General features: G+C 63.4%; 24 protein-coding genes and 1 pseudogene. 9 read left to right on the plus strand and 16 right to left on the minus strand.

Annotation, left to right across the window (positions count from 1 at the left end):
- Positions 1-21: 21 nt before the first annotated feature.
- From rho to CXQ81_RS00725, 3 genes are all read right to left on the minus strand, one after another.
- Complete coding sequence (gene rho, locus CXQ81_RS00715; RefSeq protein WP_007926725.1) at positions 22-1281, minus strand: transcription termination factor Rho; 1260 nt, start codon at positions 1279-1281, stop codon at positions 22-24.
- Positions 1282-1529: 248 nt separating this feature from the next.
- Entirely contained in the window at positions 1530-1859 is a 330-nt protein-coding gene (trxA, locus tag CXQ81_RS00720) for a thioredoxin TrxA (protein WP_003206727.1), read from the minus strand.
- 126 nt (positions 1860-1985) lie between these two features.
- On the minus strand, positions 1986-2684 hold the full coding sequence (locus tag CXQ81_RS00725; protein ID WP_101336238.1) for a FadR/GntR family transcriptional regulator: 699 nt from the start codon (positions 2682-2684) through the stop codon (positions 1986-1988).
- Positions 2685-2938: 254 nt separating this feature from the next.
- On the opposite strand from CXQ81_RS00725, the gene CXQ81_RS00730 reads away from it, so the two are divergent.
- The 5 genes from CXQ81_RS00730 (at position 2939) to ppx (ending at position 7497) form a co-directional block, all read left to right on the plus strand.
- A complete protein-coding gene (locus CXQ81_RS00730; protein WP_101336239.1) occupies positions 2939-3724 on the plus strand; it encodes a transporter substrate-binding domain-containing protein in 786 nt (261 codons plus the stop codon).
- A 21-nt stretch (positions 3725-3745) separates the two neighbouring features.
- Positions 3746-4414 (plus strand): amino acid ABC transporter permease, encoded by a 669-nt coding sequence (locus CXQ81_RS00735; protein ID WP_053263061.1) that lies wholly within the window; start codon positions 3746-3748, stop codon positions 4412-4414.
- Positions 4411-5061 carry an amino acid ABC transporter permease gene (locus CXQ81_RS00740; RefSeq protein WP_007926721.1) on the plus strand — a complete coding sequence of 217 codons (651 nt, stop codon included), beginning with the start codon at positions 4411-4413 and terminating at the stop codon, positions 5059-5061. Before CXQ81_RS00735 ends, CXQ81_RS00740 begins: the two co-directional genes overlap by 4 nt.
- Positions 5048-5782: an amino acid ABC transporter ATP-binding protein gene (locus tag CXQ81_RS00745; RefSeq protein WP_097134689.1), complete on the plus strand. Its 735-nt coding sequence runs from the start codon at positions 5048-5050 to the stop codon at positions 5780-5782. The genes CXQ81_RS00740 and CXQ81_RS00745 overlap by 14 nt, the downstream gene beginning before the upstream one ends.
- 212 nt (positions 5783-5994) lie before the next feature.
- Positions 5995-7497, plus strand: a complete 1503-nt coding sequence (ppx, locus tag CXQ81_RS00750; RefSeq protein ID WP_007926717.1) for an exopolyphosphatase — start codon at positions 5995-5997, stop codon at positions 7495-7497.
- Positions 7498-7598: 101 nt separating this feature from the next.
- On the opposite strand, the gene ppk1 is transcribed toward ppx, so the two are convergent.
- Both ppk1 and hemB read right to left on the minus strand, forming a co-directional pair.
- A complete protein-coding gene (ppk1, locus tag CXQ81_RS00755) occupies positions 7599-9818 on the minus strand; it encodes a polyphosphate kinase 1 (protein WP_007926716.1) in 2220 nt (739 codons plus the stop codon).
- A gap of 18 nt (positions 9819-9836) precedes the next feature.
- Positions 9837-10850 carry a porphobilinogen synthase gene (gene hemB / locus CXQ81_RS00760; protein ID WP_101336240.1) on the minus strand — a complete coding sequence of 338 codons (1014 nt, stop codon included), beginning with the start codon at positions 10848-10850 and terminating at the stop codon, positions 9837-9839.
- A gap of 207 nt (positions 10851-11057) precedes the next feature.
- Here hemB and CXQ81_RS00765 point away from each other — a divergent pair, with 207 nt between their 5' ends.
- Positions 11058-11690: a DedA family protein gene (locus tag CXQ81_RS00765; RefSeq protein WP_007926712.1), complete on the plus strand. Its 633-nt coding sequence runs from the start codon at positions 11058-11060 to the stop codon at positions 11688-11690.
- Here the strand turns inward: CXQ81_RS00765 and CXQ81_RS31390 are convergent.
- Positions 11671-12173: pseudogene (locus CXQ81_RS31390) on the minus strand (sterol desaturase family protein); the annotation flags it as partial. The gene CXQ81_RS00765 and the pseudogene CXQ81_RS31390 overlap by 20 nt on opposite strands.
- A 198-nt stretch (positions 12174-12371) precedes the next feature.
- On the opposite strand from CXQ81_RS31390, the gene elbB reads away from it, so the two are divergent.
- On the plus strand, positions 12372-13040 hold the full coding sequence (elbB, locus tag CXQ81_RS00775; RefSeq protein WP_007926709.1) for an isoprenoid biosynthesis glyoxalase ElbB: 669 nt from the start codon (positions 12372-12374) through the stop codon (positions 13038-13040).
- Positions 13041-13087: 47 nt separating this feature from the next.
- On the opposite strand, the gene CXQ81_RS00780 is transcribed toward elbB, so the two are convergent.
- The 5 genes from CXQ81_RS00780 to CXQ81_RS00800 form a co-directional block, all read right to left on the minus strand.
- Positions 13088-13543 (minus strand): DUF188 domain-containing protein, encoded by a 456-nt coding sequence (locus CXQ81_RS00780; protein ID WP_007926708.1) that lies wholly within the window; start codon positions 13541-13543, stop codon positions 13088-13090.
- Positions 13544-13645: 102 nt separating this feature from the next.
- Positions 13646-15544: an FTR1 family protein gene (locus tag CXQ81_RS00785; RefSeq protein WP_007926707.1), complete on the minus strand. Its 1899-nt coding sequence runs from the start codon at positions 15542-15544 to the stop codon at positions 13646-13648.
- Positions 15545-15804: 260 nt separating this feature from the next.
- Entirely contained in the window at positions 15805-16437 is a 633-nt protein-coding gene (locus tag CXQ81_RS00790) for a LysE family transporter (protein ID WP_007926706.1), read from the minus strand.
- A gap of 238 nt (positions 16438-16675) precedes the next feature.
- A complete protein-coding gene (locus tag CXQ81_RS00795) occupies positions 16676-17257 on the minus strand; it encodes a mechanosensitive ion channel family protein (protein WP_101336241.1) in 582 nt (193 codons plus the stop codon).
- Positions 17257-19167, minus strand: coding sequence for an ATP-binding cassette domain-containing protein (locus CXQ81_RS00800; RefSeq protein ID WP_101336242.1), 1911 nt, complete (start codon positions 19165-19167; stop codon positions 17257-17259). The genes CXQ81_RS00795 and CXQ81_RS00800 overlap by 1 nt, the downstream gene beginning before the upstream one ends.
- 50 nt (positions 19168-19217) lie before the next feature.
- Between CXQ81_RS00800 and CXQ81_RS00805 the strand changes: the two genes are divergently transcribed.
- A complete protein-coding gene (locus CXQ81_RS00805; protein ID WP_101336243.1) occupies positions 19218-19682 on the plus strand; it encodes a TIGR02444 family protein in 465 nt (154 codons plus the stop codon).
- On the opposite strand, the gene CXQ81_RS00810 is transcribed toward CXQ81_RS00805, so the two are convergent.
- Positions 19679-20872, minus strand: coding sequence for an AlgP family protein (locus CXQ81_RS00810; protein ID WP_101336244.1), 1194 nt, complete (start codon positions 20870-20872; stop codon positions 19679-19681). The two genes, CXQ81_RS00805 and CXQ81_RS00810, sit on opposite strands and share 4 nt — an antisense overlap.
- 193 nt (positions 20873-21065) lie before the next feature.
- Here CXQ81_RS00810 and CXQ81_RS00815 point away from each other — a divergent pair, with 193 nt between their 5' ends.
- A complete protein-coding gene (locus CXQ81_RS00815; RefSeq protein WP_101336245.1) occupies positions 21066-21731 on the plus strand; it encodes an FKBP-type peptidyl-prolyl cis-trans isomerase in 666 nt (221 codons plus the stop codon).
- Positions 21732-21793: 62 nt separating this feature from the next.
- On the opposite strand, the gene CXQ81_RS00820 is transcribed toward CXQ81_RS00815, so the two are convergent.
- The 4 genes from CXQ81_RS00820 to CXQ81_RS00840 form a co-directional block, all read right to left on the minus strand.
- Positions 21794-22252: an Rsd/AlgQ family anti-sigma factor gene (locus tag CXQ81_RS00820; RefSeq protein ID WP_007926697.1), complete on the minus strand. Its 459-nt coding sequence runs from the start codon at positions 22250-22252 to the stop codon at positions 21794-21796.
- Between the two features lie 208 nt (positions 22253-22460).
- Entirely contained in the window at positions 22461-22982 is a 522-nt protein-coding gene (locus CXQ81_RS00830) for a disulfide bond formation protein B (protein ID WP_101336247.1), read from the minus strand.
- Between the two features lie 164 nt (positions 22983-23146).
- Positions 23147-24385, minus strand: coding sequence for a heme biosynthesis protein HemY (locus tag CXQ81_RS00835; protein ID WP_101336248.1), 1239 nt, complete (start codon positions 24383-24385; stop codon positions 23147-23149).
- On the minus strand, positions 24382-25521 hold the full coding sequence (locus CXQ81_RS00840) for a uroporphyrinogen-III C-methyltransferase (protein ID WP_101336249.1): 1140 nt from the start codon (positions 25519-25521) through the stop codon (positions 24382-24384). Before CXQ81_RS00840 ends, CXQ81_RS00835 begins: the two co-directional genes overlap by 4 nt.
- Positions 25522-25524: the final 3 nt, after the last annotated feature.

The following is a 25524-nucleotide window of genomic DNA, read 5'->3' on the forward strand; positions in this document are numbered from 1 at the left end:
GCTTTTGCGGTCCCGCTCGACTTACTTGCGTTTCATCGACAGGAAGAACTCATCGTTGGTCTTGGTCTGTTTCAGCTTGTCGACCAGGAACTCGATGGCGGCGACTTCATCCATCGGATGCAGCAGCTTGCGCAGGATCCACATGCGCTGCAGCTCGTCGTCGGCGGTCAGCAACTCTTCGCGGCGGGTGCCGGAACGGTTGATGTTGATGGCCGGGAATACGCGCTTCTCGGCGATCTTGCGGTCCAGGGGCAGCTCCATGTTGCCGGTACCCTTGAACTCTTCGTAGATCACTTCGTCCATCTTCGAGCCAGTCTCGACCAGCGCGGTGGCGATGATGGTCAGCGAGCCGCCTTCTTCGATGTTCCGCGCGGCACCGAAGAAACGCTTCGGTTTTTCCAGGGCGTGGGCATCGACACCACCGGTCAGCACCTTGCCGGAGCTCGGGATCACGGTGTTGTAGGCACGGGCCAGACGGGTGATGGAGTCGAGCAGGATCACCACGTCCTTCTTGTGTTCGACCAGGCGCTTGGCCTTCTCGATCACCATCTCGGCAACCTGCACGTGGCGGGTTGGCGGTTCGTCGAAGGTGGAGGCGACCACTTCGCCGCGCACGGTGCGCTGCATCTCGGTCACTTCTTCCGGACGTTCGTCGATCAGCAGCACGATCAGATGAACTTCAGGGTTGTTACGGGTGATGTTCGACGCGATGTTCTGCAGCATGATGGTCTTGCCCGCTTTCGGCGGAGCAACGATCAGACCGCGCTGGCCTTTACCGATCGGGGCGCACAGGTCGATGACACGACCGGTCAGGTCTTCGGTGGAACCGTTGCCGGCTTCCATCTTCATGCGCACGGTCGGGAACAGCGGCGTCAGGTTTTCGAACAGGATCTTGTTCTTCGCGTTCTCGGGACGATCGTAGTTGATCGTGTCGACCTTCAGCAGTGCGAAGTAACGCTCGCCTTCCTTTGGAGGGCGGATCTTGCCAACGATGGTGTCACCGGTGCGCAAGTTGAAACGACGGATCTGGCTCGGGGAGACGTAGATATCGTCTGGGCCGGCCAGATAGGAGGCGTCGGAGGAGCGAAGAAAGCCGAAGCCGTCCTGGAGGATCTCCAGCACGCCATCACCGGAGATTTCCTCGCCGCTTTTAGCGTGCTTTTTCAGCAGGGAGAAAATCACGTCCTGCTTGCGCGAACGGGCCATATTTTCTATGCCCATCTGTTCGGCCAATTCGAGCAGTTCGGTAATCGGCTTTTGCTTGAGTTCAGTCAGATTCATATAGGAATGACGTAATCATTTATGGAGGGGGGGAAATTAAGCTTTTGGCTTAATGATGCCGCGCCGCGGAGAAGGCGACAGGATCGCGTACTTATTCGAAAAGGAGAGCGTCGGCGACGGCTTGCAGGGGGCAGAGGAGAAACCAGTGCGGGGCCGAATGTAACACCTGAGTTTCTGAGCGTCTAGCCCTGAATAATGAAAAAGCCCCGCTATTTACGGGGCTTTTTTGATGCGATTTACAACGATGCTTAGATGTTGGCGTCGAGGAAAGCAGCCAGTTGCGACTTGGACAGTGCGCCGACCTTGGTGGCTTCGACGTTGCCGTTCTTGAACAGCATCAGCGTCGGGATACCACGCACGCCATGCTTGGCCGGGGTTTCCTGGTTTTCGTCGATGTTCAGCTTGGCAACGGTCAGCTTGCCTTTGTAGGTTTCAGCGATTTCGTCCAGGACCGGAGCGATCATTTTGCATGGGCCGCACCACTCAGCCCAGTAGTCGACCAGTACAGCGCCTTCGGCCTTGAGTACGTCAGCCTCGAAGCTAGCGTCGCTAACGTGTTTGATAAGATCGCTGCTCATGGAAGTCTCCAGGTTGTAAGCAAAAAAACGTGGCCCATCATAGCCGCCCTTCCCGCGTTCAGGAAGCCGGAGTTGATTGACTCTCGCTATGGTGCCCGATGAATTTGGGTATAGCTCAACTGGAAACTATGCGGGGGTGACGAAGGCGATTCCGGTGCGCAGGGCCGCGCCGCGCACATGCTCCTGCATGGCCTTCTGCGCCGCCCCAGAGGCATGCCGGGCCAGCCCGCGGAGGATCTTGCGATGCTCCTGCCAGGTTTCCATGGCCCGCTCGGGCCGGATGAACGGTAGTTTCTGGCTCTCCAGGAAGATCTCGGCGCTGGTACTGAGAATGCTCACCATTGCCTGATTGCCGCTGGCTTGCAGGATCTTCTGGTGAAACTCGAAATCCAGCCGCGCCGCCGCCTCGAAATCCGCCGCCCGCAGCTCGTTGCGCATGGCCTCGACATTATCCTGCAACGCATCCAGCTCATCGGCGGTCAGCGTCACGGCCGCCAGCCCCGCGGCGAAGCCTTCCAGGGCGTAGCGCAATTGGAAGATATCCGTCGGCGACGCCTGGGCCGCGAACGGCCAGCTCAGCCCCGCGCCATTGACCGGCGATTGCGCGGCCTGCACGAACACGCCTTTGCCAGGCTGCACGCTGATCACGCCCAAGGCGCTCAAGGACGACAGCGCCTCGCGCAATGAAGCCCGGCTGACCCCCAGTTGCACGGCCAGATCGCGCTGCGACGGCAGCGCATCGCCCGGGCCGAAGCCGCGCTCGTTGATCAATTGGCGGATGGCTTGCAGCGCCACCTCGGGTACGGCGCGGGAGATCGAGTTCATAGAATGCAGGCTGGCCGGTCCAGGAAAAGGCTAGTTGTAAAGCTATTCGCCGAGCCCGGCAAGTCGTGCCCCAAGGGGGTTCGGGCGTATCTCCGGACGCTCGATAAGGGGGCAGAAACGCCATCAACTGTTCAGACCAGTAAGACCGAAGGACGCCAGCAAAACCCGGCGCTCCAGGGCTTTTTCCGGCGTTTGGCACGGGCTGTGCTGTGTCGCTGCGCAGAAATCACTTCCCGTGAATCCGGAGATTTGCCATGACCAAGCGTTTCAGCGCCCTGCTCTCTGCCCTGTTTGCCAGCCTGCTGCTGAGTCAGACGCCCGCCCACGCCAGCGGCCTGGACGATGTCGTCGCCCGCGGCACCCTCAAGGTGGCCGTGCCCCAGGACTTCCCACCCTTCGGCTCGGTCGGTCCGGACATGAAACCCCGCGGCCTGGATATCGACACCGCGAAACTGCTGGCCGACCAGCTCAAGGTCAAGCTCGAACTGACCCCGGTCAACAGCACCAACCGCATTCCGTTCCTGACCACCGGCAAGGTCGACCTGGTGATCTCCAGCCTCGGCAAGAACCCGGAGCGCGAGAAGGTCATCGACTTCTCCCAGGCCTACGCGCCCTTCTACCTGGCAGTATTCGGCCCACCCGAAGCGCCAGTCGCCAGCCTCGACGACCTCAAGGGCAAGACCATCAGCGTCACCCGTGGCGCCATCGAAGACATCGAACTGACCGCCGTGGCCCCGCAAGGCGTGACCATCAAGCGCTTCGAGGACAACAACTCGACCATCGCCGCCTACCTGGCCGGCCAGGTCGACCTGATCGCCAGCGGCAACGTGGTGATGGTCGCCATCAGCGAACGCAACCCGAAACGCATCCCGGCGATGAAGGTCAAGCTCAAGGATTCCCCGGTCTATGTCGGCGTGAACAAGAACCAGCCGGAGCTGCTGGACAAGGTCAACCAGATCCTCACCACCGCCAAGGCTGACGGCAGCCTGGAAAAGAACGCCCAGCTGTGGCTCAAGCAGCCATTGCCGGCTGGCCTCTGATCACGGTCGCGGAGGTTATCCATGGCTTATCAGTTCGACTTTCTACCGGTGCTGGAAAACACCAGCCTGCTGCTGCGCGGCGCCCTGTTCACCCTTGAGCTGACCGCCATCGGCGCATTGCTCGGGGTCGGCCTGGGCATAGTCGGCGCGGTGGTGCGGGCCTGGAAGATCCAGCCCTTCTCGGCCCTCTTCGGCGTCTACGTCGAGCTGATCCGCAACACCCCGTTCCTGGTGCAGCTGTTCTTCATCTTCTTCGGCCTGCCGTCCCTGGGGCTGCAGATCTCCGAGTGGCAGGCGGCGGTGCTGGCGATGGTGATCAACCTGGGGGCCTACTCCACGGAAATCATCCGCGCCGGCATCCAGGCCATCCCCCGCGGCCAGCTGGAGGCCGCGGCGGCCCTGGCCATGACGCGCCTGGAGGCCTTCCGCCATGTGGTGTTGCTGCCGGCGCTGGGCAAGGTGTGGCCGGCCCTGAGCAGCCAGATCATCATCGTCATGCTCGGTTCGGCGGTGTGTTCGCAGATCGCCACCGAGGAGCTGAGCTTCGCCGCCAACTTCATTCAGTCGCGCAACTTCCGCGCCTTTGAAACCTACGCCCTGACCACGCTGATCTACCTGTGCATGGCCCTGCTGATCCGGCAGCTGCTGAACTGGGTCGGGCGCCGCTATATCGCGAGGAGCAGCCAATGAGTGATTTCAGCTTCTGGGACATCGTGCGCAACCTGCTGACCGGCCTGCAATGGACCCTGCTGCTGTCGCTGGTGGCCTTTGTCGGCGGCGGGCTGATCGGTTTGCTGATCATGACCCTGCGCATTTCCAAGAAGGCTTTCCCCAGCGGTTTCGCCCGCCTGTATATCGAGCTGTTCCAGGGCACGCCGCTGTTGATGCAGCTGTTCCTGGTGTTCTTCGGCATCGCCCTGCTGGGGGTGGATATCTCGCCCTGGCTGGCGGCGGCCATCGCCCTGACGCTGTTCACCAGCGCCTACCTGGCGGAGATCTGGCGCGGCTGCGTCGACTCGATCCCCAACGGCCAGTGGGAAGCCTCCTCCAGCCTGGCGCTCAACCCTTATGAACAGCTGCGCCATGTGATCCTGCCGCAGGCGCTGCGGATTGCCGTGGCGCCTACCGTGGGCTTCTCGGTGCAGGTGGTCAAAGGCACCGCGGTGACCTCGATCATCGGCTTCACCGAGCTGACCAAGACCGGCGGCATGCTCGCCAATGCCACCTTCGAGCCCTTCATGGTCTACGGCCTGGTGGCGCTCGGTTACTTCCTGCTGTGCTACCCCCTGTCCCTCAGTGCGCGCTACCTGGAAAGGAGACTGCATGCCTCTGCTTAGAATTTCCGCCCTGCATAAATATTACGGCGACCATCATGTGCTCAAGGGCATCGACCTCAGTATCGAGGAAGGCCAGGTGGTGGCGATCATCGGCCGCAGCGGCTCGGGCAAGAGCACCTTGCTGCGCACCCTCAACGGCCTGGAATCGATCAACGACGGGGTCATCGAAGTCGACGGCGAATACCTCGATGCCGCCCGCGCCGACCTGCGCAGCCTGCGGCAGAAGGTCGGCATGGTGTTCCAGCAGTTCAACCTGTTCCCGCACCTGACCGTCGGCGAGAACGTCATGCTCGCCCCGCAGGTGGTACAGAAGGTGCCCAAGGCCAGGGCCGCCGAGCTGGCGCGCAAGATGCTGAAGCGGGTCGGCCTGGAGGAGAAGTTCGACGCCTTCCCCGACCGCCTGTCCGGCGGCCAGCAACAGCGGGTGGCGATTGCCCGGGCGCTGGCCATGTCGCCCAAGGTGCTGCTGTGTGACGAGATCACGTCGGCCCTGGACCCGGAACTGGTCAACGAAGTCCTGAGCGTGGTGCGCCAGCTGGCCAAGGACGGCATGACCCTGATCATGGTGACCCACGAGATGCGTTTCGCCCGGGAAGTGGGCGACAAGCTGGTGTTCATGCACCAGGGCAAGGTGCATGAAGTGGGCGACCCGAAAGTGCTGTTCGCCAACCCGCAGACGCCGGAACTGGCGAATTTCATCGGGACCAACGAAAGCGCTTGATGCTACCCGTAGCCACTGCCGCAGGCTGCGATGGTCCGGGCCACGCTGGTCGCAGGGCCTTCCCGGGCCCTCAAGAACAGCGCCTGCGGCAGCGGCTACAGGAGCTGTGGCGCAAGGATTCATGCGTTGAATCAACGCATTGGACACTGCGCGTTGGCGCGAGCGATTGATCGTGGCAGGATGGCAAGGTTATCGACCGAGACCCCCAAACCATGCCGCAATCCCAAGCCAAGAATCTGTCCCTGATCGCCGCCATCGACCTGGGCTCCAACAGCTTTCACATGGTCGTGGCCAAGGCTCACCATAATGAAATCCGCATTCTCGAGCGGCTCGGTGAAAAGGTTCAGCTGGCCGCCGGGATCGACGAAGACCGTCAGCTCAACGAAGAATCCATGCAACGCGGGCTCGATTGCCTGAAGCGCTTCGCCCAACTGATCAACGGCATGCCCCTAGGCGCGGTGCGCATCGTCGGCACCAACGCCCTGCGCGAAGCCCGCAACCGCGGCGAATTCATCCGCCGCGCCGAGGAAATCCTCGGCCACCCGGTGGAAGTCATCTCCGGTCGTGAAGAGGCCCGCCTCATCTACCTGGGCGTGTCCCATACCCTCGCCGATACCCCGGGCAAGCGCCTGGTCGCCGACATCGGCGGCGGCAGTACCGAATTCATCATCGGCCAGCGCTTCGAGCCGCTGCTGCGCGAAAGCCTGCAGATGGGCTGCGTCAGCTTCACCCAGCGCTATTTCCGCGACGGCAAGATCACCCCGGCGCGCTACGCCCAGGCCTACACCGCGGCGCGCCTGGAAATCATGAGCATCGAACACGCCCTGCATCGCTTGACCTGGGATGAAGCCATCGGCTCCTCGGGCACCATCCGCGCCATTGGCCTGGCGCTCAAGGCCGGCGGCCACGGCAGTGGCGAAGTCAACGCCGAAGGCCTGGCCTGGCTCAAGCGTCGGCTGTTCAAGCTGGGCGATGCCGAGAAAATCGACTTCGAAGGCATCAAGCCGGATCGCCGGGCGATCTTCCCCGCCGGCCTGGCGATTCTCGAAGCCATCTTCGACGCCCTCGAACTGCAGCGCATGGACCATTGCGAAGGCGCCCTGCGTGAAGGCGTGCTCTACGACCTGCTGGGCCGTCATCACCACGAAGACGTGCGCGAGCGCACCCTGGGTTCGTTGATGGAGCGTTATCACGTCGACCTGGAACAGGCCGCCCGGGTCGAGCGCAAGGCGCTCCACGCCTTCGACCAGGTGGCCGAGGACTGGGACCTGGAGGACGGCGTCTGGCGCGAACTGCTGGGCTGGGCCGCCAAGGTCCATGAAGTGGGCCTGGATATCGCCCACTACCATTACCACAAGCACGGCGCCTACCTGATCGAGCACTCCGACCTCGCCGGCTTCTCCCGCGAAGACCAGCAAATGCTCGCGCTACTGGTACGCGGTCACCGCCGCAACATTCCCAAGGACAAGTTCGCCGAATTCGGCGAGGAAGGCAGCAAGCTGATCCGCCTGTGCGTGCTGCTGCGTTTCGCCATCCTGTTCCACCACATCCGCGGCACCCAGGAAATGCCCCAGGTGAAGCTGCACGCCGCCGGCGACAGCCTGGAGGTGATGTTCCCGGCAAACTGGCTCGACGAGAACCAGCTGACCCAGGCCGACTTCGCCCTGGAAGCGGAATGGCTGACCCGGGTCGGGATCACCCTCAACGTGCACTGAAACGCCCCGCACAAAAAAGCCGGCTTGCCGGCGATGGGCTCCTTCCAAAGGGCACCATCGCCGGCAAGCCGGCTTTTTCATGGGCTGAATAGGCCCCGGGCTCAGCGCACCGCCAGCACCGGGTTGCTCAGGCGCTCCAGCAGGGTGGCCTGGGCGCTGCGCGGGTTCTGGTTGCCGGTCGGGGTGTTGCGGATGTAGCGACCGTCCGACTGCAGGCTCCAGCTGTGGGTGTTATCGGTGAGATAACTTTCCAGCTCCTTCTTGACCCGCAGGATCAGCTTCTTGCCCTCGACCGGGAAGCAAGTCTCGACGCGCTTGTCGAGGTTGCGCTCCATCCAGTCGGCGCTGGAGAGGAACATCTGCTCCTCGCCGCCATTGAGGAAGTAGAACACCCGGGTGTGCTCCAGGAAGCGGCCGATGATCGAGCGCACATGGATGTTGTGCGACACACCGGCGATCCCCGGACGCAGGCAGCACATGCCACGTACCACCAGGTCGATGCGCACACCCGACTGGCTGGCCTTGTACAGCGCGCGGATGATCTTCGGATCGGTCAGCGAGTTGAACTTGGCGATGATGTGCGCCGGCTTGCCGTCCAGGGCGAACTGGGTCTCCCGGGCAATCATGTCGAGCATGCCCTTCTTCAGGGTGAAGGGCGCGTGCAGCAGCTTCTTCATGCGCAGGGTCTTGCCCATGCCGATCAACTGGCTGAAGAGCTTGCCGACGTCTTCGCACAAAGCGTCGTCGGAGGTCAGCAGGCTGTAGTCGGTGTACAGGCGGGCGTTGCCAGCGTGGTAGTTGCCGGTGCCCAGGTGGGCGTAGCGCACGATCTCGCCGGCTTCGCGCCGCAGGATCAACATCATCTTGGCGTGGGTCTTGAAGCCGACCACGCCGTAGATCACCACCGCGCCGGCCGCTTGCAGGCGGCTGGCCAGTTGCAGGTTGGACTCTTCGTCGAAGCGCGCGCGCAGCTCGATCACCGCGGTGACTTCCTTGCCGTTACGCGCCGCATCCACCAGCGCATCGACGATTTCCGAGTTGGCGCCGGAGCGGTACAGGGTCTGGCGCACCGCCAGCACGTGCGGATCCTTGGCCGCCTGACGCAGCAGGTCGACCACCGGGGTGAAGGACTCGAACGGGTGCAGCAGCAGGATGTCCTGCTTGCTGATGACGCTGAAGATGTTCTCGCTGTTCTGCAACAGCTTGGGAATCTGCGGGGTGAACGGCGTGTATTGCAGCTCCGGGTGGCTGTCCAGGCCGGTGATGCTGAACAGGCGCGTCAGGTTCACCGGACCGTTGACCTGGTACAGCTCGGTCTCGCTCAGGTTGAACTGCTTGAGCAGGTAGTCGGACAGGTGTTTCGGGCAGGTGTCGGCCACTTCCAGACGCACCGCATCGCCGTAACGACGGGAGAACAGCTCGCCGCGCAGGGCGCGGGCCAGGTCTTCGACGTCCTCGGTGTCCACCGCCAGGTCGGCGTTGCGGGTCAGGCGGAACTGATAGCAGCCCTTTACCTTCATGCCCTGGAACAGGTCATCGGCGTGGGCGTGGATCATCGACGAGAGGAACACATAGTTGTCGCCAGGGCCGCCGACTTCTTCCGGCACCTTGATGATCCGCGGCAGCAGGCGCGGCGCCGGGATGATCGCCAGGCCGGAATCGCGACCGAAGGCGTCGACCCCTTCGAGTTCGACGATGAAGTTCAGACTCTTGTTCACCAGCAGCGGGAACGGGTGGGTCGGGTCGAGACCGATCGGAGTGATGATCGGCGCGATCTCGTCGCGGAAATAGCGACGGACCCAGGTCTTGAGCTTGGTGGTCCAGTAACGGCGACGGATGAAGCGGACCTGATGTTTCTCCAGCTCCGGCAACAGAATGTCGTTGAGGATCGCGTACTGGCGGTCGACGTGACCGTGCACCAGGTCGCTGATGCGCGCCAGGGCCTGGTGCGGCTGCAGGCCATCGGCACCGGCCTGTTCACGGGCGAAGGTGATCTGCTTCTTCAGGCCGGCGACGCGGATCTCGAAGAACTCGTCCAGGTTACTGGAGAAGATCAGCAGGAACTTCAGGCGCTCCAGCAGCGGATAGGACTCATCCAGCGCCTGCTCCAGCACGCGGATGTTGAACTGCAGTTGCGACAGCTCGCGATGGATATACAGGCTGCTGTCATCCAGGCTCGGGATGACCAGGGTCGGCATCGCCACATGCGGTGCGTCCGCTTGCACCGGCGGGGCTTCCAGCTCCGGTGGTGTTTCAACGACCTGCTCGACCACGGGTTGAGCTTCTTTTACGGCAACTTCAGTGAGTCCTTCGGTATTCATCGCGTGTTCCTGGGAGGGCTATTTTTGCTCTCGTAACAATTGAGCAGCACGAACGGCAAAGTAAGTCAGGATGCCATCGGCACCCGCGCGTTTAAAGGCGGTCAAGGATTCGAGAATAACCCCTTCGCTCAACCAGCCATTCTGGATCGCCGCCATGTGCATGGCGTATTCGCCGCTGACCTGATAGACAAAGGTCGGCACCTTGAATTCATCCTTGACCCGCAAAAGGATGTCCAGGTACGGCATGCCCGGCTTGACCATGACCATGTCCGCGCCTTCGGCGAGGTCGGCGGCCACTTCATGCAGGGCTTCGTGGCTGTTGGCCGGGTCCATCTGGTAGGAGGCCTTGTTGGCCTTGCCCAGGTTCAGCGCCGAGCCGACCGCATCGCGGAACGGACCGTAATAGGCGCTGGCGTACTTGGCCGAATAGGCCATGATCCGCACGTTGACGTGGCCAGCCAGCTCCAGGGCTTCGCGGATCGCCTGGATGCGGCCGTCCATCATGTCCGAAGGCGCGACCACCTGGGCGCCGGCTTCGGCATGGGACAGGGCTTGCTTGACCAGTGCATCGACGGTGATGTCGTTCTGCACATAGCCTTCTTCGTCGAGGATGCCGTCCTGACCGTGGGTGGTGAACGGGTCGAGCGCCACGTCGGTGATCACCCCCAGTTCAGGGAAACGCTCACGCAGCGCGCGGGTGGCGCGCTGGGCAATGCCTTCCGGGTTCCAGGCTTCGGCGGCGTCCAGCGACTTGAGATCCGCCGGGGTCACCGGGAACAGCGCCAGCGCGGGAATCCCCAGCTCGACCCACTGCGCCGCTTCCTCCAGCAGCAGGTCGATGGTCAGGCGTTCGACGCCCGGCATCGAGGCCACCGCTTCCCGACGATTCTCACCGTCGAGCACGAATACCGGCAGGATCAGGTCATCGGTGGTCAGGACGTTTTCACGCACCAGGCGACGAGAAAAATCATCACGGCGATTGCGACGCAGGCGAGTGGCGGGAAACAAACGGTTGGCTGGGGTAAAGCTCACGACAGACTCCTGAGCCCGCACAGGCGGGCGAGCGTGACAGTTATAAGCGCCCATTATGACGAACGGATGACAGTTGTGCTTAACCCTGTGACCGGTAGTCGCAGCTATTGTCCAGCCAGCATTTGTTCACGTCGAGACACATTTGGATACTTTCCTCCATGGGCCCGAAGGGTTAGGCTGCGCGTTCATTTCGCCAGCATCCAGACAATGCTCCAACAATTTCTTCAGGAATTCGGCTACTTCGCCCTCTTTCTCGGCACATTCTTCGAAGGCGAGACCATCCTGGTCCTGGCCGGCTTCCTCGCGTTTCGCGGATACATGGACATCAACCTGGTGGTGGTCGTGGCGTTCTTCGGCAGCTATGCCGGCGACCAGCTGTGGTACTTCCTGGGACGCAAGCACGGGCGTAAGCTGCTGGCGCGCAAACCGCGCTGGCAATTGATGGGCGATCGGGCGCTGGAGCATATCCGCAAGCATCCGGACATCTGGGTGCTGAGTTTCCGCTTCGTCTACGGCCTGCGCACCGTGATGCCGGTGGCCATCGGCCTGTCGGGATATCCGCCGGGACGTTATCTGTTGCTCAACGGCATTGGCGCGGCGATCTGGGCCGCCGCCCTGGCCGCCGCGGCCTATCACTTCGGCGCTGTGCTCGAAGGCATGCTGGGCAGCATCAAGAAGTACGAACTGTGGGTGCTCGGCGCCTTGCTGGTCCTGGGTTTTGCCCTGTGGCTGCGCCGCCGCTTCAAGAATGCGCGATTGGCCAAGGCGATCTACGAAGCCGAACAGGTCAAGCAGAACGAGCAGAGCGATTGCTGCAAGTCTAAGACGCCAGTCGAGTAAGACGACCCCGGCAGCAGTAAAGCGCAATGCCACTGAGCAGGCTGTAACTGATCAGGCCGGCCCAACCCAAGGCACTGGCCGGCCACAGCCCGACCAGAGGCGCCAGCCACACCAGCGGCAGGTCCGACGCCAGCCGCAGCAGCTCCATCTTCAGCGCCCACGGGCGATTCTCCAGCGCCACCCCCAATACGAACAGACCAAAGGCCATGGCGCTCCAGCCCAGCATCGGGGCCGCGACCGGCAGGCTGTCGCCCAGGTTCATCAGGTAGCTGCCAAGAGCCGCATACACCGCGCATCATCAGCAACCGGGCATAGAACTGCAGATTGGCCCACACCGGGTCCCAGCTGGCCAGGGGGCGTGGTGACGCCGAAGACCACCGGCTCGTTGTCGTCCTCCTCCTGAAAGGTGCCGAACAGCCGGTCCCAAATAATGAACACGCCGCCGTAGTTGCGATCCATGTAGAGAGCGTCCGCGACCCGATAGTTGTTCCCCCCGCCAGCGGTCGGCCAGCAGCTCGAGGACTATCAGCACGAAGAAGAACGGCACCGCATACAGAATGAAATTCATCACACGACCTGATCGCAATCCTGATCGAAGATTAGGTCGGGCGGCGGGATAACCCTATGGCAACGGGCAACAAATTAGTGGACATTTAACGCCATGAATCTGGAGAAAAAACCATGAGCAAAAAAGTTGCAGTGATCCTTTCCGGCTGTGGCGTCTATGACGGTGCCGAGATCCATGAAAGCGTCATCACCCTGCTGCGCCTGGACCAGCGTGGCGCCCAGGTGCAGTGCTTCGCCCCGAACATCGCCCAGCTGCATGTGATCAACCACCTGACCGGCGAAGAGATGCCCGAATCGCGCAATGTTCTGGTGGAATCGGCGCGCATCGCCCGCGGCCAGGTCAAAGACATCCGCGAGGCCAACGCCGAAGACTTCGACGCGCTGATCGTGCCTGGCGGCTTTGGCGCGGCGAAAAACCTTTCCAACTTCGCCGTGGAAGGGGCCGGCTGCACGGTCCAGCCGGATGTCCTGGCACTGACCGAAGCCTTCGCCGAAGCCGGCAAGCCGGTGGGCCTGATCTGCATCTCGCCGGCATTGGCGGCGAAGATCTACGGCCCGGGCGTCACCTGCACCATCGGCAACGACGCCGACACCGCGGCCGCCGTCAGCAAGATGGGCGCGACCCATGCCGAGTGCACCGTTGGCGATATCATCGAGGACAAGGCGCGCAAGCTGGTCAGCACCCCGGCCTACATGCTCGCGCAGTCCATCAGCGAAGCCGCGGCCGGCATCAATAAGCTGGTGGATCGAGTGCTGGAACTGACCCACGAAAACGACGAATAACCCAAAAGCCGTGGCGAGCGGCAAGCGCCCTCGCCTCGCGGCAATTGTCAGGCCTGACGCGCCAGCCGCGTCAGAATCCGGTCCAGGCCATTGGCGAAGGCCTGCTTCTCGCGATCCCCATAAGGGCCTTGCCCGCCACCGACCTGCCCCTGCTCGCGCAGATCGGTAAACAGGTTACGCACCGCCAGCCGTTCGCCCATGTTCTGCGCATCGAACTCCTTGCCCCGCGGGTCGAGGGCGGCGACGCCCTTCTTCACCAGCCGGTCGGCCAGGGGCACATCGCTGCAGATCACCAGTTCGCCCGGCACTGCGTGTTCCACCAGATAATCGTCAGCCGCATCCGGGCCGCTGGGCACCACGATCAGCTTGACGCAGGCAAAGGCCGGCTTGATCTGCGGCTGCCCTGCCACCAGCACCAGCTCGAACTGGCGCTTGAGGGCAAACCTCACCACCTGATCCTTCGCCGCCTTGGGGCAGGCGTCGGCATCGATCCAGACACGCATTGGGTTATTCCTCTGAAAGCATCGCGGGCAAGCCGCGCGCCTACAGATCTCGATGAACTGTGGGCGCGCGGTTTGCCCGCGATAATGAGCGAAACGGATGCCTCAGGAAACCTGGGTCCGCCGTTTCTCGGCGATGCGGCTGCGACTGTAGAGCACGATGATCGCCACGATCGCCACCGCCTGCGCCGTCAGCGAGTAGGCATCGGCGTGAATGCCCAGCCAGTCGAAGTCGAAGAACGCCACCGGCCGCGTACCGAAGATTCCAGCCTCCTGCAGCGCCTTGACGCCATGCCCGGCAAACACCACCGACAAGGCGCACAGCAACGCCGCGTTGATGCCGAAGAACAGCGCCAGCGGCAGCTTGGCCGAACCGCGCAGGATCACCCAGGCCAGGCCGACCAGCAGCACCAGCGCCGTGGCGCCGCCGGCCAGCACTGCGTTATGGCCCGCCGGGCCGGCCTGCAGCCACAGGGTTTCGTAGAACAGGATCACTTCGAACAGCTCGCGATAGACCGAGAAGAACGCCAGCACCGCAAAACCAAAACGGCCGCCACCGCCCACCAGGCTGCTCTTGATGTAGTCCTGCCAGGCCGCTGCGTGCCGGCGGTCGTGCATCCACACGCCGAGCCACAGCACCATGACACTGGCGAACAAGGCCGTGGCGCCTTCCAGCAACTCGCGCTGGGAGCCGCTGACATCGATCACATACGCCGCCAGCGCCCAGGTCGCCAGGCCGGCCAGCAACGCCAGCCCCCAACCGACGTTGACGCTGCGCACCGCCGATTGCTGGCCGGTATTGCGCAGGAAGGCCAGGATCGCCGCCAGCACCAGGATCGCTTCCAGGCCTTCGCGCAGCAAGATCAGCAGGCCGGAAATGTAGCTCAGGGACCAGCTCAGGCCATCGCTGCCCAGCAGGCCCGCCGACTCTTTCAGCTTGGCCTTGGCGGCATCCAGGCGCTGCCCGGCCTGCTCTGCCGGCAAGCCGTCCTGCAGCGCCTGACGGTAGGCCATCAGGGCTTTCTCGGTGTCCTTGCGCACATTGGCATCGACGTTGTCGAGGGAGCTTTCCACCAGCTCGAAGCCTTCCAGATACGCCGCCACCGACAGGTCGTAGGCCTGTTCGCGGTCACCGGCGCGGTAGGCGGCCAGGCTCTTGTCCAGGGTCGAGGCAGTGTAGTCGAGCAGTTGCGCCGGGCCGCGCTTGACCTGTGGCGGCTGGGCGCGCTGGGCACGGAAGGTGGCCGCGGCCTGCGGCCCTTCGGCGGCCTGCACTTCGCTTGGGGTCTGGCGGGCCAGGTCGGCGAGGTTGTAGCTCTTGTCACCCTTCGCCGCGGCCGGGTCGGCAGTGAAGCCGGCGATATAGGTCGCCAAGTCCCAGCGCTGGCGGTCATCCAGCTGATCGGCGAAAGACGGCATGTCGGTGCCTTCGACGCCCAGGCCGAGGGTGTTGTAGATCGCGTAGAGGCTCAGGTGATCCGTGCGCGCCGCATCCCGCAGGTTGGCCGGTGGCGGCGTCAGGCCGACCCCAGCCGGGCCATCGCCGGCACCGGTGTCGCCGTGACACACCGAGCAATGCTGGGCATACAAAGGCGCGCCACGGCTCGGGTCCGGAGTGATGATCGGGGCCTGGCTGACCTCATAGGCCACCGCCAGCTTGGCGCCCAGCTGCCGCGCCTGACGGGCGACGAGGGCGCCGTCCGCCTTGGCCTTGACCGCATCGTTCAGGCTGGCGATGCCCTGCTCCAGCTCGGCCTTCTCCGGCTTGGCCGGCAAATCGGCGACCAGCCCCTGCAACACGCCGAGAAACTCGACCTGTTCACGGTACTCGGAGTCGTCAATGACCTTGCCCGCCTCGACCGTCGGAGGGTAGTCCGCGCCAATGTAGTCGAGCAGGTGCAGCGCCTTGGGCGCGCCTTCTACGGTGTCCGCCAGCAGGTTGGCGCTGCACAGGGCCAATACCGGCAGCACGAGCCACGCCAGGAAACGGGAGGGGGCAGTCATGAACGAATCTCAAATGGAAATACGAAGTAACACATTGTTCACTTCCAATGAGTTTCACTCAAGCTCTGTCATACAGACACCCAGGCGCCGTGGTTCCTGATGCCGGGCCAAAGCCTTGAATCACCTGGGGTCCGGGGCTTCCTGAACAAAGATGAAATAAATCCGGGCGCGGCCGGGACGGGTTCATGCTCGCGGTTTCCCTGAGGCACACGCACAAAAAAGGCGCCCTCGATGGGCGCCTTTTTTATGTGACCAGCCTCTTAGACCGGCGCTTTGCGAATGGTCGCCAGCAACCCGGCGGCGCCGAGGAACAGGCCGGCGAAGGTGCGGTTCATGCGCCGTTGCTGGGTCGGCGTGCGCAGCAGGCGCAGGACCTTGGAGGCCAGGCCGGTGTAGCCGGCCATGACGATCAGGTCGACGGCAATCATGGTCGCGCCGAGGATCAGGTACTGCTTCACCAGCGGTGCGTGGGGATCGATGAACTGCGGCAGGACCGCCAGCATGAACACCAGAGCCTTGGGGTTGCTGATGTTGACCAGGAACCCGCGGAACACCAGCGCCAGGGGTTTGCCGATCGGCCGGATCGCGGCGTCGTCGCTCAGGTCGCTGGGCAGCGCGCGCCACTGTTTGACCGCGAGGTAGACCAGGTAAGCCACGCCGAACCATTTGATCGCGTAAAAGGCGGTCGAGGATGCCGCGAGAATCGCCCCCACGCCGGCGGCGACAATCGCAATCTGCATGGCCAGGCCCAGTTGCAGGCCCAGGGCGTTCCAGTAACCGCGCCAGAAACCGTATTGCAGACCGCAGGACATCGACGCAATCGCGCCGGCCCCCGGGGAAAGGCTGATCACCCAGCAGGCGGCAAAAAACGCCAGCCATGTCTCAAGAACCATCGCACACCTCGGCTCGAATTCGTCGTAGACGCCTAAGCTAATGCGCCGGCGGGCGGATGACCATAGATTTTTGTCGGACAGGCATCGCCGGCCAACTGTAGCCACTGCCGAAGGCTGCGATAGGCCGGGGTCGCGCTCGACATGCAGGAGCTTCCTGCGATCTCAAGAGCACGTCTGCATCGCAGCCGATCGCAGCCTTGCGATGCTCGGCAGCGGCTACAGAGACGGCGCAGGAGGACTATTTCTCGCCGGAGCCTATCGACAGCGCATCGCTACCGCGCCAGCGGCGCACCGAACGCTGGAAGAACAGACTGTTGGGCACTTGCACCATGACGCCGCCGGTGCCGGCTTCCTCGGCCTCGATCAACGAGGTGTACAGCAGGTTGATTGCCACCACCCGGCCCTTGACGCCCGGCTTGTCGAGGGTATCCACCAGTTCGACCACATCGCCGATGCGGAACGGGCCCACGGTGAAGATCAGGATGGCGCAGAGCAGGTTGGACAGCACGCTCCACATGGCGAAGAAGGCCACCGCAGCCACGGCGACAAAACCGGACAGGGCAGTCCAGAGCACCGTCGCCGACACCCCGAGCCGCTCCAGGACGAAGATCAGCGCGCTGCCCATGATCAGCCAGCGCAAGCCGCCGCGCAGCGGCATCAGCAACTGCGGCGGGAACGGGTAACGTTCACCCAGGCGGGTCAGGCAGCGCGCGACAAACCGCTGGGTGACGTAGCCAGCCAGCAGGATCAGCAGGATTTGCACGGTGACCCACAGCGGCTCGACCCACGTGATAGGCACAGGCAGCTTGAACGCTTCCATCAGGACAAGGCTTCCAGTTCCGCCTGCATGCTTTCCAGCAGTTCCAGGGCTTCCATCCAGACCTCTTCCAGTTCGCCTTCGCGCACCTTCAGCTTGGCCTGCTCGGCCAGCAGATCACGCAACTCATCCTTGCGCGCGGCTTCGTAGATACCACTGTCGCCGAGGCTGGCTTCGATTTTCGCCAGCCGCTCGTGGACCTTGCCCAGCTCGGTTTCCAGCTTGTCGGCTTCGCGCTTGTGCGGGGCCAGCTGCTGGCGCAGGGCCGCGGCAGCCTGGCGCTGGGCCTTCTTGTCGGTTTTGTCCGGGTTGACCGTGGTCGTGCTGACCGGCGCGTTGCGCTGGCGGTAGTCCACCAGCCAGCGCGCGTAGTCGTCCAGGTCGCCGTCGAACTCTTCGACCTTGCCGTCGGCCACCAGGTAGAAGTTGTCGGTGGTGCTTTTCAGCAGGTGACGGTCGTGGGAGACCACCAGCACCGCGCCGCTGAACTCTTGCAGGGCCATGGTCAGGGCCAGGCGCATCTCCAGGTCCAGGTGGTTGGTCGGTTCGTCGAGCAGCAGCAGGTTCGGGCGGTCCCAGGCAATCAGAGCCAGGGCCAGGCGCGCCTTTTCGCCACCGGAGAAATTCAGCACCGGCTCGTCGATACGCGCGCCGCGAAAGTCGAAACCACCGAGGAAGTCGCGCAGGGGCTGCTCGCGCTCGGTCGGCGCCAGGCGCTGCAAATGCAGCAACGGGCTGGCCTTGGCATCGAGCGAGTCCAGCTGGTGCTGGGCGAAATAACCGACCACGGTGTTCTCGCCGCGGGTCAGGCGACCGCCCAGCGGCGACAGCTCGCCGGAGAGGTTCTTGATCAGGGTCGACTTGCCCGCACCGTTGGGGCCGAGCAGACCGATGCGCGCACCCGGGGTCAGTTGCAGCTTGACCTTCTCCAGCACGGTCTTCTCGCCGTAACCCAGACGGGCATCGGACAGGTCGAGCAGAGGGCTGGAGATCTTTTCCGACTCGCGGAAAACGAAGTCGAACGGCGAGTCGACGTGGGCGGCGGACAGCTCTTCCATTCGCTCCAGGGCCTTGATCCGGCTCTGGGCCTGGCGGGCCTTGGTGGCCTGGGCCTTGAAGCGCGCAATGTACTTTTCCATATGCGCACGCTGCGCCTGCTGCTTCTCGTAGGCTTGCTGCTGTTGCGCCAGGCGTTCGGCACGGGCGCGCTCGAAGGCGCTGTAGCCACCGCGATAAAGGGTGATCTTGCGCTGATCGACATGAGCCACATGGTCGACCACGGCATCGAGGAAATCGCGGTCGTGGGAAATCAGCAGCAAAGTGCCGGGGTAGCCCTTGAGCCAGTCCTCCAGCCAGAGGATCGCATCGAGGTCCAAGTGGTTGGTCGGTTCGTCGAGCAACAGCAGATCCGACGGGCACATCAGCGCCTGCGCCAGGTTCAGGCGCATCCGCCAGCCACCGGAGAAGTCGCCGACCTGGCGGTCCATCTGCTCGTTGCTGAAACCCAGGCCGGCCAGCAGCTTGCGCGCCCGCGCGTCGGCGGTATAACCGTCGGCGCTGTCCAGCTCGGCATGCAGGCGCGCCAGGGCCGCACCGTCATGGGCCGCTTCGGCGGCGGCCAGCTCACGCTGCACCTGGCGCAGGCGCAGGTCGCCATCGAGCACGTAGTCGACCGCCAGCCGCTCGAGGGTATCGACCTCCTGGCGCATATGGGCGATGCGCCAGTCGGCGGGCAGGAAGCAGTCGCCCGAATCCGGGTGCAACTCGCCACGCAGCAAGGCGAACAGGCTGGATTTGCCGGCGCCGTTGGCACCGATCAGGCCGGCTTTCTGGCCGGCGTGCAGGGTCAGCTCGGCGTCTTCTAGCAGACGTTGCGGACCACGCTGTAAAGTCAGGTTCTGAAGTCGAATCATAATGGCGGCGGAGTCTACCAGCTTCGTTCGCAACTGGCGCGAGTAGCACTATGTCCTCTGACCTGTGGAGCTTCACCCTCAAGACCTACGCCCGCCCGGGCGTCGAAGAAGCCTGCCTGAACCTTCAGGCGGCCGGGGCCAATGTCTGCCTTCTACTCTGCGCGGCCTGGCTCGGCGCGCGCGGAGTGACCTGCACTTCGCAGCGCCTGCAACAGCTGCGAACCCTGGGCCAGCCCTGGCACGACGAAGTCGTCAGGCCGCTACGCCAACTGCGCACGCAATGGCGCCCGGCCGCGAGCGCGGATCCGGAACTGACGGTCTTGCGCGAACAGGTCAAGGCATTGGAACTGGAGGCCGAGCGGCAACTGCTGCTGCGCCTGGAGGCGCTGGCGGGAGAATGGTCGAAGGGTGAAACGCAGGATCTGACGGACTGGCTGGAAGGACTGGCGGCCGAAGCCGCCAACCTCAACCGCGACGCGCTGCAGGTGCTGCGCGTCGCGGTGACCGGCGCTTAGGAAGCGCTGGTTGGCGTGGTGCTGGCGGGAGCGGCAGTCGGAGCTGGCGCAGCAGTCGCCGCTGGAGCTGGCGAAGAGACCGGTGCCGCCGGCTTGGTTGCCGGAGTTGCCGGGGTGGCTGGTTTGGCGGCCGCTGGAGCGGTGGCCGGTTTGGCAGCAGCAGGCTTGGCGGCGACTGGCTTCTTCGCGGCTGGTTTTGCAGCCGGCTTGGCAGCAGGTTTCACCGCAGGCTTGGCTGCTGGTTTGGCTGCAGCCGGTTTAGCGGCTGCTGGCTTGGCGGCAGTGGAAGCCGCTGGCTTGGCTGCTGCAGGTTTAGCTGCCGGTTTGGCCGCGGGTTTCGCTGCTGCCTTCACCGGAGCTTTGGCCGCAGCCGGTTTGGCGGCCGGCTTCGCAGCCGTTTTTGCCGCTACCGGTTTAGCCGCTGGCTTGGCAGCAGCAGGCTTGGCCGCTGCGGTTTTAGCCGCTGGCTTGGCGGCGGGTTTGGCCGCTGGTTTGGCCGCTGGTTTTGCTGCTGGCTTGGCAGCGGGTTTCGCTGCAGCCGGTTTGGCAGCCGCCGTTTTCGCAACGGGTTTGGCAGCAGGTTTTGCAGGTGCTTTTGCAGCAGCCGGTTTAGCCGCTGGCTTGGCAGCTGCAGGTTTGGCTGCGGCGGTTTTTGCCACTGGCTTGGCGGCAGGTTTGGCAGCCGGTTTGCTGGCAGCTTTTGCCGGTGCTTTAGCGGCAGGTTTGGCTGGGGCTTTTGCCGCCGGCTTGGCTGCGGCTTTCTGTGCTGGAGCGGCGGCCGGTTTGGCGGAGCGAGTGCTCAGCACCTTGGCTGCGGCTTCTTTCACACGACCGACGCCCTGGGCCAGTTTCAGGCTTTCCTGAGCGTCGCGCTTGAGTTGCAGAATGTAGGCGCGGGTTTCGGATTGGCGTGCCTTGAGTGCATCGAGCAGGTCTTCAAGTTCTTTCACTGCGTCCTTGGCTTTGGCTTGTGCCTTGGCCTTGCCGGCCGCCGCGGCGTCCTGCAATTTGGTGCGCGATTTGTGCAGTTTTTCCTGTGCCTTACCGCGTTGCTTTTCCAGTTTGGCGAGCAGTTTTTCAGCATCAGCCAAGGCTTGGGAACAAGCGTTTTCCAAATGTTCGAGCAGGCTGCTCGAAAGCTGTTGGAGCAAATGCAACGGAGTATTTACAGGCTTCTTATTGGCCGACATGGTTTACCTCCTGGCTGACGTGAGTTGCGGCTCATACTAGACCTCTGCTGCTACCGCCGCTAGGGCATGTTGACAGTATCGAATGCCATGCGTTGCAGAGGATCGAAAATGTTCTTCGCGCACAAGAAAGTTACTCACCAGCCGCCACATCCACGCTGGCATAATCCCCCTCGTCTCAGGCCGGAGAACGCCCATGTCGCGTTACCTTTTTTTATCCTTGTGTGTGTTGTTGCCACTGGCTCAGGCCGCCGAAGATTCGCAGAAAAACGATGCTCACGATCTCGCCTACAGCCTGGGCGCCAGCCTCGGTGAACGCCTGCGCCAGGAGGTGCCGGACCTGCAGATCCAGGCATTGGTGGAGGGCTTGAAACAGGCCTACCAAGGCAAGCCCCTGGCACTCAAGGACGAGCGTATCGAACAGATCCTCGCCCAGCATGAAGCACAGGTCGGCGAGCAAGCGGACAAGCCGCGAATCGAAGTGGCGCTGGAAAACGAACAGCGTTTTCTCTCGGCCGAAAAGGCCAAGCCGGGCGTACGCGAACTGGAGAACGGCATCCTGCTGACCGAGCTGGCACCCGGCGACGGAGTACGGCCGGGAGCCAATGGTTCGGTACAGGTTCGCTACACCGGACGCCTGCCTGATGGCACGGTGTTCGATCAGAATCAGCAGCCACAGTGGTTTCGCCTGGACAGTGTGATTGCCGGATGGCGCAGCGCCTTACAGCAGATGCCGACGGGGGCGAAGTGGCGCCTGGTGATTCCTTCGGCCCAGGCTTACGGCGCCGATGGCGCGGGCGACCTGATCGCACCTTACACGCCACTGGTGTTTGAAATCGAGCTGCTGGGGGCCACCGGTTAGGGGGCGCAGAAACGAAAAACGGTGCGCAATGCGCACCGTTTCGGTAAAGCTTTCGCGGCAAGTCAGGCCTGAACGGCGGCCTCTTCCTTGTGAGCGTTGTGCAGCACTTCGATCAGGCAATCTTCCAGCTCGAAGCGTTCATGCAGCAGACCACCCAGCTCCTTGAACTTCTCCGCCACGCATTTTCCTTCGTCGCACAGATCGTTGAACGCCAGCAGCTTTTCAGTGATGACATCGATCCGTGGATAAATGGTTTCGGCCAGTTCGAGCCCGCGCTGATCATTGAAGGCCTTGGCCTCGCCAGTCAACTGCTCGTAGATTTCAAAGTGGCCGGCGGAGACGTAGTCCACCAGGATTGCGCAGAACTCCTGCAGCGGTTGTCGATTTTCAGCCAGCGTCTCAGGCTCCGCGCCGAGAGCATCATAGGCCCGAACCAGTTCGTGACGCTCCTGCAACCAGCGATCGATCAGCAGATGCACTCCACCCCAGCGTTCCTGAGCATTCTGACAACTTTCGAGCATGGCGATCTCTCTTCCCTTATGGGTCATGCCGCTCTGAATCCGCCACTGGACTGAACATCAGCATCCGGCCAGGCAGAACAGCATCGAGCAACGTAATTGCGGTGATACGTGCGGGCCAGATTATGCCCGCTCGACAGCCGCTTCAAGGTACGCAGGAGATAAAGTTCATACAAGTGTTTAATCTTGCGCCCCATCGCCAATCGACGACTCAGGTCGCGGCCGCCCTGCGCCGGCCCCATGGTAGAAGCCGCGCCAGACGATAGGCGCTCAAAATCATCACAGCGATGAAAAACAGCAGGCTCCACTCCGCGGCACTCATGTCCAGCAACGTCCAGGTGACCTCCGCGCACTGCGCGGTCCCGGTGAAAACCAGCTGCAAGGCACGCCCCCAGGACAGGTTGCCGAGCATGAACGGCATGTCCGGCAAGCACGCCAGCAACTGATCCGAAGGAATGTTCTGCAATAACACATGGCGCCCTGCCGTAACGACACCCGCCAGGCTGCAGAACAGTTCCAGCAGCCAATACAGGGCACTCGCCGGGTATTGTGGCCCCTGCAGGGCCGCGACCAGGCTGATCGAGGTCAACAGCAACGCAAAGAAACGTTGCGCCACCCACAACAGGCAAGGCTCGAGCCCAACCCCGAACTCCAGGTGAAACGAAGCCCACAGGGCCAAGGCACCGGTAAAAAACACAAGGGAGAACAGCAAGCGTGAGCCGGCCAGCGACATGGTGTATCCACAACGGAAGAAACAGGCTGCCACGGTAGAGAAAGCGCTCGGCCCTTTCAAGGCGCGCCATGACAAGATCGAGCGCGGCAAACCGGCACAAAGGCCAGATCGGGGGGGAGTCGCAGGACGGGCCGCCCCTCCGGGGACGGCCCAGCCTTGCGGTTTTATACCCTGGCGGGCACCGGCAGCGGCGATGCCAGGAGGCGCTCGTCCAACAACCCCAGACCTTCCTGGAACAGCTGGTTGCTGCGCTCGGTATCGCCCAGCTGCGCCAGCAACCGGGCCAGCTCGGCACAGGCTTCAGGGTTGCGCTGCAGGCGCAGGCTGCTTTCCAGGTAGTCCCGCGCCTTGCCCCAGAGACTGGTTTGCAGGCACAGGCGGCCCAGGGTCAGCAGCAGGCTCGGGTCGTTCGGGTGGTCTTTGAGGCACTGCTCGGCGAACTGCAGTTGCCGCGCCGGATCACTGCCCCGCAGCAAGCCGTAAAGCCGCGCCAGATGGCTGTCGTACTTGCGCTTGAGAGCGACGCGCAGCACTTCTTCGGCCTCGGCCCCGGCGCCCAATTGCCGCAGTTGCTCGGCGTAGGCCAGCACCAGTTGCGGTTCCTGACGCTGAGCCGCGGTCAGTTGCTGCCAAGCGCGGTTGAGCGATTGCAGACCGACCGTACCGTCCTCTTCGCGATGTGCCGCGAGGGTCAGGTTCTCGCCCCAGGCCCGACGTTCCAGCTCGGCCAGCTCGTTGGCGGGCAGGACCTTGTCCTTGCGCAGCTCGGGCAGCAGGCGGATCACCGCCGACCAATCGCCCCGCTGCTGGTGCAGACGCTGCAACTGCCGCAGCACCTGGACACTGTGCGGATGACGCTCGTGCATGGCTTGCAGGGTACTCAGAGCGCCTTCGGTATCACCGCGATCGGTCTGCAGTTGGGCATGACTCAAGGCCACCGCCAACTCAGCCTGGGGCTGGCGCTCGAGGGCACGCTCCAGCAGGCTGTCGCACTGCTCGTAGTTTCCCTGCTCGTTCGCCGCCCGCGCCGCGCCGAGGTAGTACAAAAGAGGCTGGCGCTCGGCTTCCGCGGCACGATGCAAGTGCTTCTGGGCGCTGGCCCAGCGGCCCTCGGCAAGATCCATCTGGCCTTGTTCGATGGCAATCTGCACGCGACGGCTGCGGTTGCGCCGCGACCAGGGATTGACCACGCCGCTGGAGGTCATCACCAGTTCGATCAGTGCCTTGATACCCCAGATCACCAGCCAGATCACCGCGACCAGCGCCAGGGTCGCCCACAGGCTCGACTCATAACGGAAGCTGTCGTAGGCAATCAGGATGTACCCGGAATGCTCGGCGATCGCCAACCCCAGCAATCCCGAGGCGGCGATCACCAGGAACAGAATCACGTACAGGCGCTTCATGGGCTGGTCTCCTGCGGGGCATTCGCAGCAGGTTTGGCCAGTGGTTTCACCGACTCTTCAGCGCTCAGGTTGCGTCGCTCCAGGTAGGCCTGAACGGCGCTCAGGGTCTTGGCCAGGTCCGGCGTCTGCACGGTGACCGGCTGTTTGCTCAGTTCGGACACGCGCTCGAGCATGAGTTTGCTCTGCGGATTGTCCTGATTGAAGTTGCCCTTCAACACGTCGCGAGCTTCCGCCAGGGCCTGGGTGTACACCGGAGCCTGGCCGTTCAGGGCCGCCCATTGCGCCTGCTCCAGGGCCAGGCTCAAGGCCAGGCGCACCTGCGTCAGGCTTTGCCCGGCGAGCAGCGGCCGCACATTCTTGTCCGCGTTGAAGTCGATACGAATGTAACGCGAGATCTGGTCCCACCATTGCGCCCAGCGGCTGGCGCCGTCACCGTCGGCGGTCAGGCCCAGCAACGAATCGCCACGGTCGCGGTACTCGGGGGCCAGCTCGGTGAGCTCGGTCACCTGGTCGCGCAGTGCGCCCAGTTGCAGGAACAGCCCGGTGCGATCCGGTTGTTCGGTACTGCGCAGGGCCGCGAGGCTCTTGGCCAGCTGTTCACGCGCGGCGAAAGAACCGGGATCGTTCTGCTCGCGCAGGATCTCGTCGGCCCCCTGCACCAGGGCCCGGGCGCTGCTGATGTCCTGCAAGGCCGAAAGACGCAGGCTGGCCAGACGCAACAGATGTTCCGCCTCGGCCAGACGCCAGTCCTTGCGGCTGGCTCCCAGCACGCTCTCGAGCTTCTGATTGAGTCGCTGCTGGTCACCCTGCAACTGCGCGACCAGACGGCGGCGCTCTTCCAGCTCATCGGCCGCCGGCAACTGCTCCAGACGCGCCGTCAGGCGCTGCTCGTTGAGCTTCAGGCTCTGCGCCTCATCACCCAGGGCCTGCAACTGCCCCAACTGCTGTTGATTGTTGGCCTGCAGGCTGCGCACCTGCCAGACACCCCAGCCGCCGGCAGCGACGCCGGCCGCCCCCAGCAGCAGGGCGAGGATCGCCAACCCGTTGCCACGGCGCTGCGGAGCAGGGGTTGCGGGTTCAGCCGGTGCATCGATTACCGGCTGGACATCATCTTTAGGCAAGGCTGTTTCGCTCACGTA

The organism is Pseudomonas sp. 09C 129 (genome assembly GCF_002843625.1).
In the GTDB taxonomy this organism is placed as follows: Bacteria; Pseudomonadota; Gammaproteobacteria; order Pseudomonadales; family Pseudomonadaceae; genus Aquipseudomonas; species Aquipseudomonas chlororaphis.

Coding starts and splice junctions, on each gene's coding strand:
- CXQ81_RS00725 (WP_101336238.1), bottom strand. CDS start 2,684: ATGAACTCGATCTCCCGCGCCGTACCCGAGGTGGCGCTGCAAGCCATC.
- CXQ81_RS00820 (WP_007926697.1), bottom strand. CDS start 22,252: ATGCTCGAAAGTTGTCAGAATGCTCAGGAACGCTGGGGTGGAGTGCAT.
- CXQ81_RS00765 (WP_007926712.1), top strand. CDS start 11,058: ATGCTCCAACAATTTCTTCAGGAATTCGGCTACTTCGCCCTCTTTCTC.
- CXQ81_RS00800 (WP_101336242.1), bottom strand. CDS start 19,167: ATGATTCGACTTCAGAACCTGACTTTACAGCGTGGTCCGCAACGTCTG.
- CXQ81_RS00735 (WP_053263061.1), top strand. CDS start 3,746: ATGGCTTATCAGTTCGACTTTCTACCGGTGCTGGAAAACACCAGCCTG.
- CXQ81_RS00835 (WP_101336248.1), bottom strand. CDS start 24,385: ATGAAGCGCCTGTACGTGATTCTGTTCCTGGTGATCGCCGCCTCGGGA.
- CXQ81_RS00790 (WP_007926706.1), bottom strand. CDS start 16,437: ATGGTTCTTGAGACATGGCTGGCGTTTTTTGCCGCCTGCTGGGTGATC.
- ppk1 (WP_007926716.1), bottom strand. CDS start 9,818: ATGAATACCGAAGGACTCACTGAAGTTGCCGTAAAAGAAGCTCAACCC.
- trxA (WP_003206727.1), bottom strand. CDS start 1,859: ATGAGCAGCGATCTTATCAAACACGTTAGCGACGCTAGCTTCGAGGCT.
- CXQ81_RS00745 (WP_097134689.1), top strand. CDS start 5,048: ATGCCTCTGCTTAGAATTTCCGCCCTGCATAAATATTACGGCGACCAT.
- CXQ81_RS00805 (WP_101336243.1), top strand. CDS start 19,218: ATGTCCTCTGACCTGTGGAGCTTCACCCTCAAGACCTACGCCCGCCCG.
- ppx (WP_007926717.1), top strand. CDS start 5,995: ATGCCGCAATCCCAAGCCAAGAATCTGTCCCTGATCGCCGCCATCGAC.
- rho (WP_007926725.1), bottom strand. CDS start 1,281: ATGAATCTGACTGAACTCAAGCAAAAGCCGATTACCGAACTGCTCGAA.
- CXQ81_RS00830 (WP_101336247.1), bottom strand. CDS start 22,982: ATGTCGCTGGCCGGCTCACGCTTGCTGTTCTCCCTTGTGTTTTTTACC.
- CXQ81_RS00730 (WP_101336239.1), top strand. CDS start 2,939: ATGACCAAGCGTTTCAGCGCCCTGCTCTCTGCCCTGTTTGCCAGCCTG.
- CXQ81_RS00815 (WP_101336245.1), top strand. CDS start 21,066: ATGTCGCGTTACCTTTTTTTATCCTTGTGTGTGTTGTTGCCACTGGCT.
- CXQ81_RS00795 (WP_101336241.1), bottom strand. CDS start 17,257: ATGGAAGCGTTCAAGCTGCCTGTGCCTATCACGTGGGTCGAGCCGCTG.
- CXQ81_RS00785 (WP_007926707.1), bottom strand. CDS start 15,544: ATGACTGCCCCCTCCCGTTTCCTGGCGTGGCTCGTGCTGCCGGTATTG.
- CXQ81_RS00780 (WP_007926708.1), bottom strand. CDS start 13,543: ATGCGTGTCTGGATCGATGCCGACGCCTGCCCCAAGGCGGCGAAGGAT.
- elbB (WP_007926709.1), top strand. CDS start 12,372: ATGAGCAAAAAAGTTGCAGTGATCCTTTCCGGCTGTGGCGTCTATGAC.
- CXQ81_RS00810 (WP_101336244.1), bottom strand. CDS start 20,872: ATGTCGGCCAATAAGAAGCCTGTAAATACTCCGTTGCATTTGCTCCAA.
- CXQ81_RS00740 (WP_007926721.1), top strand. CDS start 4,411: ATGAGTGATTTCAGCTTCTGGGACATCGTGCGCAACCTGCTGACCGGC.